The following is a 14,450-nucleotide window of genomic DNA, read 5'->3' as shown; positions in this document are numbered from 1 at the left end:
ATGAGCGAGACACTGACTCTCGACACCCCCGCGAGCGCCCCCGCGCCCGCGCCGCGAACGGCCGCGCACCGCCGGGCCGTTCGCAACCGCAGGCTCAACTGGATCGCCGTGCACTCGCTCGGCATCGCTGCGGCGCTGTTCTTCCTGCTGCCGTTCGTCTTCCTCTTCCTGACCTCGCTGATGAGCGACAACCAGACGCTCAGCGCCAACCTCTGGCCGCAGCACTGGGTCTGGAGCAACTACGTCAACGTGTTCAAGGTGCCGGGCTTCACCAGCTGGTGGAAGAACAGCATCATCTACTCCGTGGCCGGGACGGTGCTGACCGTCGTCTCCTCGGTCCCGGTCGCCTACGCGCTGGCCAAGTTCCGCTTCCCAGGGCGCCGGGTGGCGATGATGGCGGTCATCTCGATGATGATGCTGCCGCCGCAGGTGATCATCGTCCCGATGTACCTGGTCTGGACGAACCAGCTGCACCTGACCGGCACGCTGTGGCCGCTGATCATCCCGATGGCCTTCGGCGACGCGTTCTCCATCTTCCTGCTGCGCCAGTTCCTGCTGACCATCCCCAAGGAGTACCTGGACGCGGCCAAGGTCGACGGCTGCGGCGAGCTGCGCACGCTGCTCCGGGTGATCCTGCCGATGATCAAGCCCGCCATCTCGGCGGTCGCGCTGTTCCAGTTCTTCTACTGCTGGAACGACTTCTTCGGCCCGCAGATCTACCTGGCGCAGAACCCCGCCTCGTGGACGGTCTCCTACGGTCTGCAGACCTTCCACAGCGCGCACCACACCGACTGGAACCTGACCATGGCCGCCACGCTGCTGGTGATGGCGCCCGTGATCATCGTGTTCTTCTTCGCACAGAAGGCCTTCATCGAGGGCGTGACGCTGACGGGAGTCAAGGGCTGATGAGCCTCAAACTGGTCGTGGTCGGGGGCGGCTCGACCTACACGCCGGAGCTGATCGACGGCTTCGCGAGACTCCGGGACACCCTGCCCGTCGGCGAACTGGTCCTGGTGGACCCGGCTGCGGAGCGGCTGGAGCTGGTCGGCGGTCTGGCCCGGCGGATCTTCGCCAAACAGGGCCACCCGGGCACCGTCACCACCTCCAGCGACCTCGACGCGTCCGTCCAGGGCGCGGACGCGGTGCTGCTGCAGCTCCGGGTCGGCGGGCAGGCCGCCCGCAACGAGGACGAGACCTGGCCACTGGAGTGCGGCTGCGTCGGCCAGGAGACGACCGGTGCGGGCGGGTTGGCCAAGGCGCTGCGCACCGTCCCGGTGGTGCTGGACATCGCCGAGCGGGTCCGCCGGGCCGCGCCGGACGCGTGGATCGTCGACTTCACCAACCCGGTGGGCATCGTCACCCGGGCGCTTCTGACGCACGGTCACAAGGCGGTCGGGCTCTGCAACGTGGCCATCGGCTTCCAGCGCAAGTTCGCCGGGCTGCTCGGCGTCGCGCCGGAGCGTGTGCAGTTGGACCACGTCGGGCTCAACCACCTCACCTGGGAGCGGGGCGTCCGACTGGACGGCAAGGACGTGCTGCCGGACCTCATCTCCGGCCACGGCGAGGCGATCGCCGAGGATCTGGAGCTGCCGCTGTCGCTGGTACGGCAGTTGGGCGTGGTGCCGTCGTACTACCTGCGCTACTTCTACGAACACGACGCGGTCGTGGCCGAGTTGAAGAAGCAGGGCTCGCGCGCCGCCAAGGTGGCGCAGATCGAGCGCGAGCTGCTGACCATGTACGCGGACCCGTCGCTGGACGAGAAGCCGGAGCTGCTGGCGCAGCGCGGCGGCGCGTTCTACAGCGAGGCGGCAGTGCAGTTGGTCGCGTCACTGCTGGGCACCCAGGGCGGCGCGCCGTCCGAGCAGGTGGTCAACCTGCTCAACCGGGGCACCCTGCCGTTCCTCCCGGACGACGCGGTGATCGAGGTCCCGGCTCTGGTCGACGCGGAGGGCCCGCGCGCGCTGCCGGTCGCGCCGGTCGAACCGCTCTACGCCGGGCTGATCGGCCATGTCACCGGCTACGAGCAGCTCGCCCTGGATGCGGCGCTGCGCGGCGGCAGAGACCGCGTCTTCCAAGCCCTGCTGGCCCACCCGTTGGTCGGACAGATCGATCGGGCCGAACAACTGACGGACCGTCTGATATCCCACAACCACGCGCACCTGGCCTGGGCGTGACGACCTTCATGACCGCCGATCACCGCGACGCCGATCCCTCGGACGACGGCGAAGCCGGGAATCCCCTCGGCGCCGGCACGGTCGGCGCCGAGGGCAACGAGCTGGTCGCGGGCGTCCTCGCGATCGACGCGGGCAACAGCAAGACCGACGTGGCCATCGTGACCGCGACCGGCACCGTCCTCGGCAGCGCCCGTGGGGAGGGCTTCCGGCCCTACCTGGCCGGGCCGGACGCCGCGATCGACCGGCTGGCGGAGATCGTCGCCGAGGCGGCCGCAGCGGCGGAACTCCCCCTCGACCACGGCCCGTTGGTCACGCACGCGTCGGCGTGCCTGGCCAACGCGGACCTGCCGGTCGAGGAGCGGGAACTCCAGCAGGCCATCGCGGCCCGTGGCTGGTCCCGGACCACGGTCGTGGCCAACGACACCTTCGCCCTCCTCCGCGCCGGCACGGACGCGCCGCGCGGCGTCGCGGTCGTCTGCGGTGCGGGCATCAACTGCGTCGGCCTGCTCCCCGACGGCCGGACGGCGCGGTTTCCCGCGCTCGGCCAGATCACCGGGGACTGGGGCGGAGGCGGGGGCATCTCGCTTGAGGTGATGTGGTCCTCCGTCCGTGCGGAGGACGGCCGCGGCGCGGCCACCACGCTGGCGGCGGCGGTCGCGGACCACTTCGGCCTCGACAGCGCCGGCGCGGTCGCAGAGGCGGTCCACCTCGGCGAGCTACCGGAGGGCCGCCTGCACGAACTGGTCCCGGTCCTCTTCCGCTGCGCGGAGGCGGGCGACGCGATCGCCCTGGAGCTGGTCCACCGCCAGGCGGAGGAGATCACCACACTGGCGGGCGTCGCCCTGCAACGCCTGGACCTGCTGGACACCCCGGCCGACGTCGTCCTCGGCGGCGGTGTGCTGGCGGCGAGACAGCCGCTGCTGCTGGACGCCGTCGCGGAACTCCTGGCAGTGCGGGCGCCGTTGGCACGGCCACGCGTGGTCACCACCCCACCGGTGGTGGGCGCGGCGCTCCTGGGACTGGACCACTTGGCCGCAGCGCAGTTGGGCGGCGGTCCTGCGGCGCAGGCGAAGCTGCGGGCAGCGTACGGCGAATAACTGGTGCCCCGCCCGCTCGGGGCGCCAGGCCCTAAATCCCTTGCGGCGCCGAGAACGGGACAACTACCGTGCCCGGCGATCGACAACTGCCAAGGGGGATGACCGTGCCCGTACCGTTCGACGCCGAGCTGCAGCGCGTCTACGACGCCATCATGGCGGAGGAGGAGCCGCCGATCAGCGTCGAACGGCTGGCGGACATCCGCGCCGAGGACACGGCCGGGGTGCCGTCTCACGAGGCGCTGAGCCGCGACGGCCGATTCGCCGTCACCGAGCGGACGGTGCCGGGACTGCCCGGCGATCCCGAGATCGCGCTGCTGATCTGCACGCCGGTCGACTCACCCGCGTCGCGGCCGGTGCTCTACTACAGCCACGGCGGCGGCACCTTCTGCGGTGACCACCGCATCGCCCTCGATCCGATGCTCGACACGGCCGAGCTGCTCGGCGCAACACTGGTCTCGGTCCGCTACCGGCTGACGCCCGAGCACCCGCACCCCGCGCCGATCGACGACGTCTACGCCGGCCTGCTGTGGACGGCGGAGCACGCGGCCGAGCTCGGGATCGACCCGGAGCGGATCGTCGTCGCCGGCCCGAGCGCCGGTGGCGGCCTCAGCGCCGCACTCGCCCTGACCGTGCGGGACAAGGGCGGCCCGCGACTGCGCGGCCAGCTGCTGATGAGCCCGATGCTCGACGACCACAACGACAGCGCCTCAGTGCGGCAGATGGACGGCCTCGACATCTGGGACCGCAGCGACAACGGGTTCGGCTGGGACAGCCTGCTCGGCAGCGCCTGCGGTGGCCCGGACGTCTCCCCGTACGCCGCGCCCGCCCGCGCCACGGACCTGTCCGGGCTGCCGCCCGCCTTCATCGACGCCGGCTCCGCCGAGTGCCTGCGCGACGAGGCCGTCACCTACGCCACCCGCATCTGGGCGGCCGACGGCGAGGCCGAGCTGCACGTCTGGACGGGCGGCTTCCACTGCTTCGACCGGGTCGTGCCCGACGCCGGGATCAGCCGCGCCGCCCGCGAGGCCCGCCACTCCTGGCTGCGCCGCGTCCTGGCCACCGGCTGAGGCCTGCATCAGACGTGCGCGGGTTGCCAGGACTCCCCTGCAACCCGCGCCGGGCGCGGCCGAGAACCTACCGGCGTCCCTTCTCCCCGTAGCGCGGCAGCCCGGTCGTGTCGATGGTGGCGAGGTCGCCGATCCGGATCACGTCCCCGTAGGGATAGGACGTCCGGAGCAGGTACTCGGGCCCCTGGCCCTTGGAGCCGACCTCGGTGGCGTACAAGCAGGTGCCGTCGCGCGGATCGACGATCAGATAGTGCTCGATGCCCATGGCCGCGTAGTCGGCCATCTTCCTGACGTAGTCGTTGTCGGGATTGGACCGGGAGACGATCTCGACGGCCAGGACGAGCTCGCGCGCGTCGACTGCATCCTCGTCGGTGTCGAACGCGGCACGTGGAGCCACCATGATGTCCGGCATGCGCAGCTTGCCGAGGCTGGCGTCATCGGTGTCGGTGTTCTCGACGGCCAGGAGCGGTTCGGGCAGTTGGGCGTCGAGCTGCCGGACCACGTCCTTGGCAGCGAGCCCGTGCTTGGGCACGGGCGACATCATCATGACGATCTCGCCACCGCTGATCTCGGAGCGGACCTCGCGCGGCAGGCCGTTGAACAACTCGGCGCGCATCTCCCTCAGGTGTCGGTAGATGGCGTCCTGGTGACTCATGGAGCCGCTCCTTCGGTCACAACGCCCCGGCCGTCGTCGTCTCCTCCATCCTATGCGGGCGTACTCGCGTCAACCGGGGCACCGGGCCGGGCGGGCTCAGTTCGCCCACGGCGGCGCGAGCCGGGAGCCGTCGGGCAGGACGGCCTCCAGGCCGACCGACGTGCAGGTCCACATCGCCGCCGGGGCGTCGCCCTCGTTGTCGACGCAGAGTGTGCTGCCCGCGTTGACGATCAGGACGTCGCCGGGCGCGAGCTCCGCGCGCTCGCCGTCGAGGGTGACGGTCAGGCGGCCGGCGAGCAGGTGGACGATCTCCTCCTTGGTGACGGTGTGGGCGGTTCCGGCCGTCCCGGCGGGGATCTCACCGCGCCAGGCGGCGAGCTCCTTGGCGCCGGTGGACGGGTTGGCGTACCCCAGGAAGCGGGCGCCGTGGATCTCGTGGGGCTGGGCCTCGGCGCTGCGGATAACGGGCATGACAGGTTCCTTTCTGCAGAGATAGACAAGTGGCTTGTCCATTGCGATACAGACAAGCTACTTGTCCATTGCGCTAAGGTCAACCCATGGACAGCAGCAGCGACGCGACCAGCCTCACCTTCTCCGCACTCGTGCTCGCCCTCGCGGGCGAGCTCGTGGAGGGCATCCACCAGCGGGTGGTCGACGCGGGGTTCGAGGATCTGCGGCCGACGCACGGCTTCGCCTTCGCGCGGATCTCGCACGGCGGCGCCACCACCGCCGACCTCGCGGCGCACCTCGGGGTGACCAAGCAGGCCGCCGCCCAACTCGTCGAGGAACTGGTGAAGAAGGGGTACGTCGAGCGCCACCCGCACCCCACCGACGCCCGCGCGCGGCTGCTGCAGCTGACCGAGCGCGGCTGGGCCTGCACCCGCGCCGCGGACGCCGCGGCCGTCGCCGCCGTCGCACCCTGGCGGGAGACCCTCGGCGCGGAGCGATTCGCCGACCTGACCAGGGATCTGGCGGCGCTCAACCCCAAAGGCCCGATTCGTCCTGCTTGGTGACACCCGATCCGATGATCCCACCCTGCTGACGACTTGTGTCACAGGTCTGCCGCGAAAGCCCAAGATCGCAGCATCAGGGGTGTGCCGGTCGGAGTGGGCGGCCATACTGCTTGCGATACAAGCACAGGCTAGAGGCACAGACAGAGGCACAGCCGTCGGCGGACCGTCCCTAGGCGGATCACGAGGCGCCCAGGGGGAAGGGGGACGCGCACAGTATGGCCACCACGCTGCAGGAACGACCCGTCCAAGGCCGGACCCAAGGCCCGATGCAAGGCCCACCCCAGGGCCGGAGAGTGCGGGAGCGGGCGACCGCCGTGCTGACCGGCACGCCGCCGAGGCGCCTGCGGTCCGGCGCGGTCGGACTGGCGCTGCTCGCGCTGTTGTTCGGCGTGCTGACGGTCTGGCAGGTGGACTCGCGGACCACCGCCGCCGACAACGTCGTCAACCACAGCCAGCCGCTCAGTGACGACGCCGCGCAGATCTTCCGGTCGCTCGCCGACGCCGACACCACCGCCGCGACCGGCTTCCTGCAGGCGGGGGCCGAGACCGCGACCGTGCGCGACCAGTACAACGCCGACATCGCCACCGCGTCCAAGCTGCTCACCCAGGCCGCCGCGCAGACCGATCCGAACGATCCCGGCCAGCAGTGGATCCAGCAGCTCAACACCCAGCTCCCGGTCTACGCGGGCCTGGTGGAGACGGCCAAGGCGGACGACCGGCAGGGCCTGCCGCTCGGCGGCGCGTACCTGCGGTACGGGTCCGGCCAGATGCAGGGTCAGATGCTGCTGGAGGCCCAGAACCTCTACAACGCCGAGACCGCACGGCTGCACGCGGACTACGCGGACGCCCGCTCGCTGCCCTGGGCCGCGCTCGGCCTCGGGGTGGTGCTGCTGATCCTGCTGGTCCGCGCGCAGGTGCTGCTCTACCGGCGGACCAACCGGGTCTTCAACATCGGGCTGGTGCTGGGCACCGCGTGCGCGACGGTCGCGCTGCTGTGGCTGGCGGCCGGTCAGAGCGTCGCCGCGTCATACCTCTCCGACAGCGACACCCAGGGCGCCGCGCCGCTCCAGGTGCTGAACGAGGCGGGCATCGAGGCGCTCAAGTGCCGTGGCGCGGAGAACCTCAACCTGGTGGCCCGTGGCTCGACCACCGTCTACGAGGACACCTGGGAGAAGGAGAGCGCGGCCCTCGGCAACGCGAACGCGACCAGCGGCTACCTCCCCACCGCCCGCAGCATGACCACGGGTGACGCGGTGGCCCAGCAGTCGCTGACCGCCGCACTGAGCGACTGGCACACCTGGCAGTCGCGGCACGACACCGCCTACACCGCCAACCAGGCGGGCGACTACCAGACGGCGCTGAACGACACCATCGGCACCGGGAGCACCACCATCAACGCCTCGTTCACCGCGCTGGAGAGCAGCCTCAACAGTGCCGCCACGCACGAGCAGGCGCAGTTCACCAGCCTCGCCGACGACGGCCGCAACGCCACCACCCTGCTCGCGCCGGGCGCGGGTCTGCTGGCGGTGCTGGCGGCGGTCGGCGCGGTGGCGGGCATCAACCGACGCGTGGCCGAGTACCGGTAGGGAGGAGAGCAGTGATGAGAACCACCGACCGACCGCGCGCCGGACAGGCGTTGCGTACCGGGCAGGCGTTGCGTACCCGACAGGCGTTGCGCATCCTCCGGCGTCCCGGGGTCTGGGCCGCGACCGTGGCGCTGCTGCTGGGCGGCTTCGCCTTCGCGGGCAGCTCGGCGGCGGAGACAGGCGGGCTGCCCGCCGACGCACCCGTGCTCGTCGCCCACGCGCCCGCCCACACCCCGGCGGACACGAGCAGCGGCTGCGACCAGCAGGCCAGCCAGACGCCGAGCACCTCGGACAGCGGCCCTGACATCCAGAAGATCCTGCAGCGCGGCAAGTTGGTCGTCGGCATCGACACCAACAGCTACCTTTGGGGCTTCCGCGACCCGAAGTCGGGTCAGCTGGAGGGCTTCGACATCGATCTCGTGCACGCCATCGCCCAGGCGCTGTTCGGCGACCCGAACGCGGTCGACTTCCTGGCCGTGCCGACGGACCAGCGGATCAACGCCCTGGAGAGCGGCGAGGTCGACATGGTGGTGCGCGCCATGACCATCACCTGCGACCGCGAGCAGCAGGTCTCCTTCTCCGCGCCGTACTTCACCACCGGTCAGCAGCTGATCGTGCCGGGCACCTCCCAGGTGACCGGGTTCGACGCCTCGCTGAAGGGCCAGCGGGTCTGCACCGCCACCGGCTCGACCGGAGAGGCGCAGCTGCAGGCGAGCCCGTACAAGTCGCAGGAGGTGCCGGTCGCCAACCAGCTGGACTGCCTGGTGCTGATGCAGCTGGGCCAGGTCGACGCGACCATCACCGACGGCGCGCTGGCGGCGGGTCAGGCCGCGCAGGACCCGACGCTGAAGCTGCCGGGCGCACTGCTGGACACCGAGTACTACGGCGTCGCCGTCAAACACGGTGCCTGGGACCTGGTCGCCCGGGTCAACGCGGTGATCCAGTCCTACGAGTCGAGCGGCGGCTGGCAGGCGAGTTACCAGCACTGGCTCAAGCAGGGCACCTCGAAGGACGGCACGCCGCCCGTGGCGCACTGGGTCAACGAGCAACCGTGAGCAGCCGTCGCCGAAACCGGCTCACCGCAGCGCTGACCACCGCGCTGACCTGCGAGGACAGGCACACCCGTAGCGAAGACGTCAAGGAATCGACAAAGACCGGCCCCGACTCCCCGACGGCGATCCGCATCTGACAATCTGACCACTGGCACGACCCACAGGGAGACAAGCAAGCATGGCGTTGACCGGACCAGGCGGTCCCGTGATGACCCGCGAGGAGGTGGACCGCGCACTCGCCCGACTCGGCACCGAGCGCGAGGCCGTCGAAGCCTCCCTGCTGGCACTGCAGGACCACCCGGGTCGACGTCTGCTCGAGGGCGCGGAGCTCACCGGCCGTACCCGGGAGCGGTGGGAGGCCGCCGCACCGGGCCTGCAACTGCTGTGGACCTGCTTCGACACCTACTCCGAGGCGTTGGCCGCCGCCCGCGCGGTCCGCTCCCGGCGCAACCGGCCCAGCCAGTCCGAGCTGATCGAGCTGACCGAGCTGCTGCGCGGCAGCGGGGTCACCGTCTCCGGCAGCCAACTGCCGGCCACGGCAGGCTCGCTGACGGGCGGGGCACGGCTCAGCGAACAGGTCAGCCTGGGCGAGCTGGTGGCCCGGATGAACGACTGGTACGCCCGGATCATCGAGGTCGCCTCGGCCGCCGACGCGGTCTGGTCGGCGCTGCCCGCCCGGATCGACCTGCTGCTGGCCGAACTCGGCCGGGTGCAGGCGCTGGCCGGCTCGGTCGGCGTCCACGCCGGCGAGCACCCGGCCGGTGACGCGCTGCACAAGATCGGCAAGGAACTCGCCGCGCTCCGCAGCGAGGTGGTCACCGACCCGCTCGCCTTCTGGACGCCGCGTCCGGCGGCCATGTCCGCGCCCGGCCGCGAGCCGGTCGGCGGGACGGTGGAGACCGGCCGCTACGACCGGGCCGCGCGGACCGTCGACGACATCCGGCTCGAACTCACCGACCTGCTCCGGCTCCGCGACGACGCGGACGAACGGCTGGAGCGCGTCGGCGAGACCCTGGCCCGCGCCGACGCCACCCTGGCCGAGGCGCGCCGGGCCCGTGGCGAGGTGCTCGCGAAGATCGCCGCCACCGAGGTGCCGACGGTGCCGGGACCGGCCAGCGCGATGCGCGAACGGCTGGCCCAGGCCGACCAGTTGCGCCAGCACGGGCAGTGGCACCGGCTGGCGCCGCTGCTGGACACCCTGGAGTCCGCCTCGCTGCGCGAGCTGGAACGCGCCAGGGAGTCGCTCACCGCGGTGACCGCCCCGCTGGCGGTCCGCGCGGAGCTGCGCGGTCGGCTGGACGCCTACAAGGCGATGGCCGCCCGGCGCGGGATGTCCGAGGACCCGGAGCTGATCGAGCGTTACGACCAGGCCCGGCGGATGCTCTGGAGCGCACCCTGCGACCTGCGCGCCGCCGACTACGCGGTGCAGCGCTACCAACAGGCGCTGCACACGGCCCACCAGCAGGCGTCCCAACAGCAGGCGCCCCAGCAGCACGCCGCGCCGCCCGGCGGCGGGCCGGTGGACGGACGGCCCTACGGTGCCTGACAGTCCATGAGGGTAGACAGGGTGAGTACGCACCACCACGCGCAGTACGCCCAGTACGAACAGCGCACACAGCTCGACACGTTCGACAAGCTCAACACGTTCGACAAGTGGAACCAGACGACTTTTGCGGCCCAGACCGCAGGGGGATGGCGGGGATGAACGCGGTACCGTGCACACGGCCGGACTGCACCGGCTCGGGAGTCATCGACGCGGACGGCTACTGCACCGAGTGCGGGCTGGCCCCGCTCCCGGTAGCGACCGGCGTCGGCGGCCGGGCGGGTGGCTCGACGGGCGCCGCGCCCGCATCGGGAGCCGCCGCAGCGTCCGCTGCCCAGGCCCCGGGTGGACCGGGCGCGCCCTGCGTGCGGCCGGACTGCACCGGAACGGGCGTCATCGACGACGACGGCTACTGCAACGAGTGCGGCCTCGCGCCGATGCCGGTCGGGACCGCGCCCATCCCGCCGCAGCACGGCTCGGGCGGCTCCGGCAACACCTCGCGCAGCACCAGCACGTCCCGCAGCTCGCGCAGTTCCCGTTCGATGTCCGGACGTTCACGGTCCAGCCGGACCGGGCGCGGAGGCTCCGTCTCGGTGCGCAGCACCCGCAGCACCAGCCAGGGCACCCGGGGCGCGCTCGGGGCCGGGCTGGTCACCGTGCCGCCGATCCCGCGTCCGGACCCGCGGACGGCGGTGCTGCAGAACCCGGAGGTCCCGGAGCGCAAGCGGTTCTGCAGCAAGTGCGAGTCCCCGGTGGGCCGTTCCCGCAACGGCACGCCGGGGCGTACCGACGGCTTCTGCGCCAAGTGCGGCACCGAGTACTCGTTCACCCCGAAGCTCTTCGCCGGTGACCTGGTCGGCGGCCAGTACGAGGTGCTCGGCTGCCTCGCGCACGGCGGTCTGGGCTGGATCTACCTCGGCATCGACCGGCGCGTCAACGACCGCTGGATCGTGCTGAAGGGCCTGCTGGACACCGGTGACGAGGAGGCGCTGGCGGTCGCCATCGCCGAGCGCCGCTACCTGGCCGAGGTGGACCACCCGAACCTGGTCCGCATCATCAACTTCGTCGAGCACCCGGACGCGCGCAAGGGCACCCGTGACGGCTACATCGTCATGGAGTACGTCGGCGGCAAGTCGCTCAAGGACATCGCCGACGCCCGCCGTACGCCCGACGGCCGCCGCGAGCCGCTGCCGGTCGAACAGGCCATGGCCTACGCACTGGAGGCGCTGCCCGCGCTCGGCTACCTGCACAGCCGGGGCCTGATCTACTGCGACTTCAAGCTGGACAACGTGATCCAGTCCGAGGACCAGCTGAAGATCATCGACATGGGCGCGGTCCGCCGCCAGGACGACGACGGCGCGATCTACGGCACCATCGGCTACCAGGCCCCGGAGATAGCCACGGACGGCGTCTCCCCCGCGTCCGACCTCTACACGGTCGCGCGGGCGCTGGCGGTCATGTCCTTCGACTTCCAGGGCTACTCCACCGTCTACCGCGACTCGCTCCCGGGGCCGGAGGAGGTCGAGGTCTTCGACCGCTACGAGTCGTACTACCGGCTGCTGGTCCGCGCGACCGACGCCGACCCGGGCCGTCGGTTCGCCTCCGCGCAGGAGATGGCCGAGCAGCTGACCGGCGTGCTGCGCGAGGTGCTGGCGCTCCAGGACGGCAAGGCGCGTCCGGCGCTGTCCACCCTGTTCGGCCCGGAACTGCGGGTCGTGGACACCGAGTTGCTCCATGCCGAGCTGGGCGCGCCGGACTCGCTGCGCGGCGGGCGGAAGCGCAAGGGCGCAGCGGCGCTCCCGGCCGCCGCCGTGGCAAACCCGGTTGCCAACCCGGCCGCCGCGCCGCAGGTGCTGCCGCTGGACACCCGGGCGGCGGCGCTGGCGCTGCCGGTGCCGCGGATCGACCCCGGCGACCCCAACGCCGGTTTCCTGGCCGCGCTGATGGCGACCGCCCCGGCCGAGGTGCTGGCCGCCCTGCAGACCGCGCCGGTCAACTCCGTCGAGCTGCGGCTGCGCGGCCTGCGCACGCTGATCGAGGTGGGCGACCTGACGGCTGTGCAGACCGCGCTGGCCGAGCTGTTCGTGGACTTCCCCGACGACTGGCGGGTCGTCTGGTACCGGGGTCTGGCCGCGCTGGTCGCCTCCGCCCAGCCCAACGGCCCCGAGGCACGGGCCGCCCTGCAGACGGCGGCCGAGGCCTTCGACGCGGTCTACGACGCCTTCCCCGGCGAGGCCGCACCCAAGCTGGCGCTCGGCGTCTGCGCCGAGGCGCTCGGTGAGCGCGAGGACGCGGCCGAGTTCTACCGGCTGGTCTGGACGACCGACCGCGCCTACGTCAGCGCGGCGTTCGGGCTGGGCCGGGTGCTGCTCGCGTCCGGCGACCGGACCGGGGCGGTGGCCGCCCTGGAGTCGGTGCCCGAGGCGTCCACGCACTACGTCGCCGCGCGCGTCGCCTCGGTCCGGGCCCGGCTGCGCGACCGCGCGGCGCAGGAACCGCTCCGCGAGGACCTGGACGCGTGCTCCCGCCAGCTGACCGGGCTGGGCCTCGACGCGCGCCGCCGCGAGGAGTTGACCGTCGAGGTGCTGGGCAAGGCACTCGGCTGGGTCCTCGCGGGACGACCCGACGGTCCGGCCGCCGCCGGGCCGGTGAACCTGCTGGGCCACTCCGCCGAGGAGCGCGACCTGCGCTTCGCGCTGGAGCAGTCCTACCGGGTTCTGGCACGACTGTCCGACAGCGCCGACCAGCGCATCGCATGGGTGGAGCGGGCCAACCGCACCCGCCCCAGGACCTGGGTGTGAGAGATCAGGCATGGACCAACTGACGCTTTCCTGCCCGCGCTGCGCCCAACCGGTCGCCGAGGGCGACCTGTTCTGCGAGGAGTGCGGCGCGGACCTCGTCGCCGCGCGCTCCGGCGCCGGTGACCCGCGCGCGGCGGTAGCCGCTCCGTCGGCTCCGGCGGCCGTCCCCGCTCCCGCCCCGGCGCCCGCTGCCGCGTGGCCGGTCGCGCCCCTGGGCGCGGACGAGCAGGGACCCGAGCACTGGGACGACCTCAAGACCGGGCACGGCGCCGACGACTTCGCCCTGGGCGGATCCGGCGTATCCGGCCCGGCGACGGCCCCGGCCACCGCCGGGCCCACGACCGCCGGTACCGGTCAGACCGGCGACTTCGTGCTCGCCGCGCCGCTGCTGGCCACCGAGCTGCCCGACGCCTCCGCCGAGGACGACGGCGTGCCCGCCGGGCCGCCCCACCCCGCCGCCGAGCCGCGCGTCGGCACGCCCGTGGTGCCGGACACCCGGCTCTGCGTCGGCTGCGGGGCGCAGCGGATCGACAACGACGGCTACTGCGAGCTGTGCGGTCGCGCGCAGCCGCGTCCGAGGGACCATCAGGAGCGGGCGCTGGCCAGCGTCTGCGGCGTCAGCGACCGGGGCCACCGGCACCACCGCAACGAGGACGCCTTCGCGGTCGCCGCGACCTCGCGTCCGGGCGGCGGGTCCGCCGTGGTCGCCGTGGTCTGCGACGGCGTCTCCTCGGCGACCCGGCCTGACGAGGCGTCACAGGCCGCCGCCGACTGCGCCAGTGAGTCGCTGCTGGAGCAACTGGAGTCCGGCGCGGCACCGGAGACGGCCATGCACACGGCCATCCTCGCCGCCGCCGAGCGGGTGGACCGGCTGGCCGAGGAGTTCGAGCGCGAGCCCAGCCGCAACTCCCCGGCCTGCACCATCGTCAGCGCGATCGCCACGGACGGCCAGGTGACCCTCGGCTGGGTCGGCGACAGTCGCGGCTACTGGTTCCCCGACGACCGGTCCCGCTCGGTCCGGCTCACCGTGGACGACTCCTGGGCCACCCGGATGGTCTCCGCCGGACTGATGTCCGAGGCGGAGGCCTTCGCCGACCCGCGCGCCCACGCGATCACCGGCTGGCTCGGCGCGGACGCCGTCGAGGTCGAGCCGCACACCCTGAGCTTCGCCCCCGACGCCCCGGGCGTCGTGCTGATCTGCACCGACGGCCTGTGGAACTACTCCGAGGCCGCACCCGACCTGGCCAAGATCGTCCCGCCGGACGCGCGGACGCGTCCGCTGGAGGCGGCGCAGACCCTGGTCCGCTACGCCTGCGACCGGGGCGGCCACGACAACGTGACCGTCGCGGTGCTGCCGCTACAGCCCGCACCGCACCCCGAGGTCGAACCGGACCACGCTCCGACGCTGGTCCCCGGAAGCCTTGACGCACCCACCATTCAGCTACGCGAGGGGGAGAGCTGA

At 72.4% G+C, this 14,450-nt stretch carries 14 protein-coding genes; 12 read left to right on the top strand and 2 right to left on the bottom strand.

Going from position 1 to position 14,450, the window contains the following annotated elements:
• From ABH928_RS07110 to ABH928_RS07095, 4 genes are all read left to right on the top strand, one after another.
• The gene (locus tag ABH928_RS07110; RefSeq protein WP_370063267.1) at window positions 1–906 is read left to right on the top strand and encodes a carbohydrate ABC transporter permease; all 906 of its coding nucleotides are present in this window, start codon (window positions 1–3) and stop codon (window positions 904–906) included.
• Window positions 906–2,174 (top strand): 6-phospho-beta-glucosidase, encoded by a 1,269-nt coding sequence (locus ABH928_RS07105; RefSeq protein WP_370063265.1) that lies wholly within the window; start codon window positions 906–908, stop codon window positions 2,172–2,174. The genes ABH928_RS07110 and ABH928_RS07105 overlap by 1 nt, the downstream gene beginning before the upstream one ends.
• An 8-nt stretch (window positions 2,175–2,182) precedes the next feature.
• The gene (locus ABH928_RS07100; RefSeq protein ID WP_370063263.1) at window positions 2,183–3,271 is read left to right on the top strand and encodes an N-acetylglucosamine kinase; all 1,089 of its coding nucleotides are present in this window, start codon (window positions 2,183–2,185) and stop codon (window positions 3,269–3,271) included.
• A 98-nt stretch (window positions 3,272–3,369) separates the two neighbouring features.
• Window positions 3,370–4,338 (top strand): alpha/beta hydrolase, encoded by a 969-nt coding sequence (locus tag ABH928_RS07095; protein ID WP_370063261.1) that lies wholly within the window; start codon window positions 3,370–3,372, stop codon window positions 4,336–4,338.
• A gap of 67 nt (window positions 4,339–4,405) precedes the next feature.
• Here the strand turns inward: ABH928_RS07095 and ABH928_RS07090 are convergent, their stop codons facing one another.
• The gene (locus ABH928_RS07090) at window positions 4,406–4,993 is read right to left on the bottom strand and encodes a Uma2 family endonuclease (RefSeq protein ID WP_370063259.1); all 588 of its coding nucleotides are present in this window, start codon (window positions 4,991–4,993) and stop codon (window positions 4,406–4,408) included.
• A gap of 96 nt (window positions 4,994–5,089) precedes the next feature.
• Window positions 5,090–5,464, bottom strand: a complete 375-nt coding sequence (locus tag ABH928_RS07085; protein WP_370063257.1) for a cupin domain-containing protein — start codon at window positions 5,462–5,464, stop codon at window positions 5,090–5,092.
• 86 nt (window positions 5,465–5,550) lie between these two features.
• On the opposite strand from ABH928_RS07085, the gene ABH928_RS07080 reads away from it, so the two are divergent.
• The 8 genes from ABH928_RS07080 (at window position 5,551) to ABH928_RS07045 (ending at window position 14,450) form a co-directional block, all read left to right on the top strand.
• Window positions 5,551–6,006 carry a MarR family winged helix-turn-helix transcriptional regulator gene (locus ABH928_RS07080; protein ID WP_370063255.1) on the top strand — a complete coding sequence of 152 codons (456 nt, stop codon included), beginning with the start codon at window positions 5,551–5,553 and terminating at the stop codon, window positions 6,004–6,006.
• Window positions 6,007–6,272: 266 nt separating this feature from the next.
• On the top strand, window positions 6,273–7,592 hold the full coding sequence (locus tag ABH928_RS07075; protein ID WP_370063253.1) for a hypothetical protein: 1,320 nt from the start codon (window positions 6,273–6,275) through the stop codon (window positions 7,590–7,592).
• 14 nt (window positions 7,593–7,606) lie between these two features.
• Window positions 7,607–8,647 (top strand): glutamate ABC transporter substrate-binding protein, encoded by a 1,041-nt coding sequence (locus ABH928_RS07070; RefSeq protein WP_370063251.1) that lies wholly within the window; start codon window positions 7,607–7,609, stop codon window positions 8,645–8,647.
• A complete protein-coding gene (locus tag ABH928_RS07065; protein WP_370063249.1) occupies window positions 8,644–8,781 on the top strand; it encodes a hypothetical protein in 138 nt (45 codons plus the stop codon). Before ABH928_RS07070 ends, ABH928_RS07065 begins: the two co-directional genes overlap by 4 nt.
• 41 nt (window positions 8,782–8,822) lie before the next feature.
• The gene (locus ABH928_RS07060) at window positions 8,823–10,190 is read left to right on the top strand and encodes a hypothetical protein (protein WP_370063247.1); all 1,368 of its coding nucleotides are present in this window, start codon (window positions 8,823–8,825) and stop codon (window positions 10,188–10,190) included.
• Window positions 10,191–10,211: 21 nt separating this feature from the next.
• A complete protein-coding gene (locus ABH928_RS07055) occupies window positions 10,212–10,349 on the top strand; it encodes a hypothetical protein (RefSeq protein WP_370063245.1) in 138 nt (45 codons plus the stop codon).
• Window positions 10,346–12,988 (top strand): tetratricopeptide repeat protein, encoded by a 2,643-nt coding sequence (locus tag ABH928_RS07050; protein WP_370063243.1) that lies wholly within the window; start codon window positions 10,346–10,348, stop codon window positions 12,986–12,988. The genes ABH928_RS07055 and ABH928_RS07050 overlap by 4 nt, the downstream gene beginning before the upstream one ends.
• A gap of 10 nt (window positions 12,989–12,998) precedes the next feature.
• Window positions 12,999–14,450 (top strand): PP2C family serine/threonine-protein phosphatase, encoded by a 1,452-nt coding sequence (locus ABH928_RS07045; RefSeq protein ID WP_370063241.1) that lies wholly within the window; start codon window positions 12,999–13,001, stop codon window positions 14,448–14,450.

This window comes from Streptacidiphilus sp. MAP5-3, from assembly GCF_041262505.1.
GTDB lineage: Bacteria > Actinomycetota > Actinomycetes > Streptomycetales > Streptomycetaceae > Streptacidiphilus.
Note: the sequence above shows the minus strand (reverse complement) of the source record. Positions and strands in the feature narration are given on the sequence as shown.

Coding starts and splice junctions, on each gene's coding strand:
- ABH928_RS07060 (WP_370063247.1), top strand. CDS start 8,823: ATGGCGTTGACCGGACCAGGCGGTCCCGTGATGACCCGCGAGGAGGTG.
- ABH928_RS07105 (WP_370063265.1), top strand. CDS start 906: ATGAGCCTCAAACTGGTCGTGGTCGGGGGCGGCTCGACCTACACGCCG.
- ABH928_RS07100 (WP_370063263.1), top strand. CDS start 2,183: ATGACCGCCGATCACCGCGACGCCGATCCCTCGGACGACGGCGAAGCC.
- ABH928_RS07075 (WP_370063253.1), top strand. CDS start 6,273: ATGCAAGGCCCACCCCAGGGCCGGAGAGTGCGGGAGCGGGCGACCGCC.
- ABH928_RS07045 (WP_370063241.1), top strand. CDS start 12,999: ATGGACCAACTGACGCTTTCCTGCCCGCGCTGCGCCCAACCGGTCGCC.
- ABH928_RS07085 (WP_370063257.1), bottom strand. CDS start 5,464: ATGCCCGTTATCCGCAGCGCCGAGGCCCAGCCCCACGAGATCCACGGC.
- ABH928_RS07090 (WP_370063259.1), bottom strand. CDS start 4,993: ATGAGTCACCAGGACGCCATCTACCGACACCTGAGGGAGATGCGCGCC.
- ABH928_RS07070 (WP_370063251.1), top strand. CDS start 7,607: ATGAGAACCACCGACCGACCGCGCGCCGGACAGGCGTTGCGTACCGGG.
- ABH928_RS07095 (WP_370063261.1), top strand. CDS start 3,370: ATGACCGTGCCCGTACCGTTCGACGCCGAGCTGCAGCGCGTCTACGAC.
- ABH928_RS07110 (WP_370063267.1), top strand. CDS start 1: ATGAGCGAGACACTGACTCTCGACACCCCCGCGAGCGCCCCCGCGCCC.
- ABH928_RS07080 (WP_370063255.1), top strand. CDS start 5,551: ATGGACAGCAGCAGCGACGCGACCAGCCTCACCTTCTCCGCACTCGTG.
- ABH928_RS07050 (WP_370063243.1), top strand. CDS start 10,346: ATGAACGCGGTACCGTGCACACGGCCGGACTGCACCGGCTCGGGAGTC.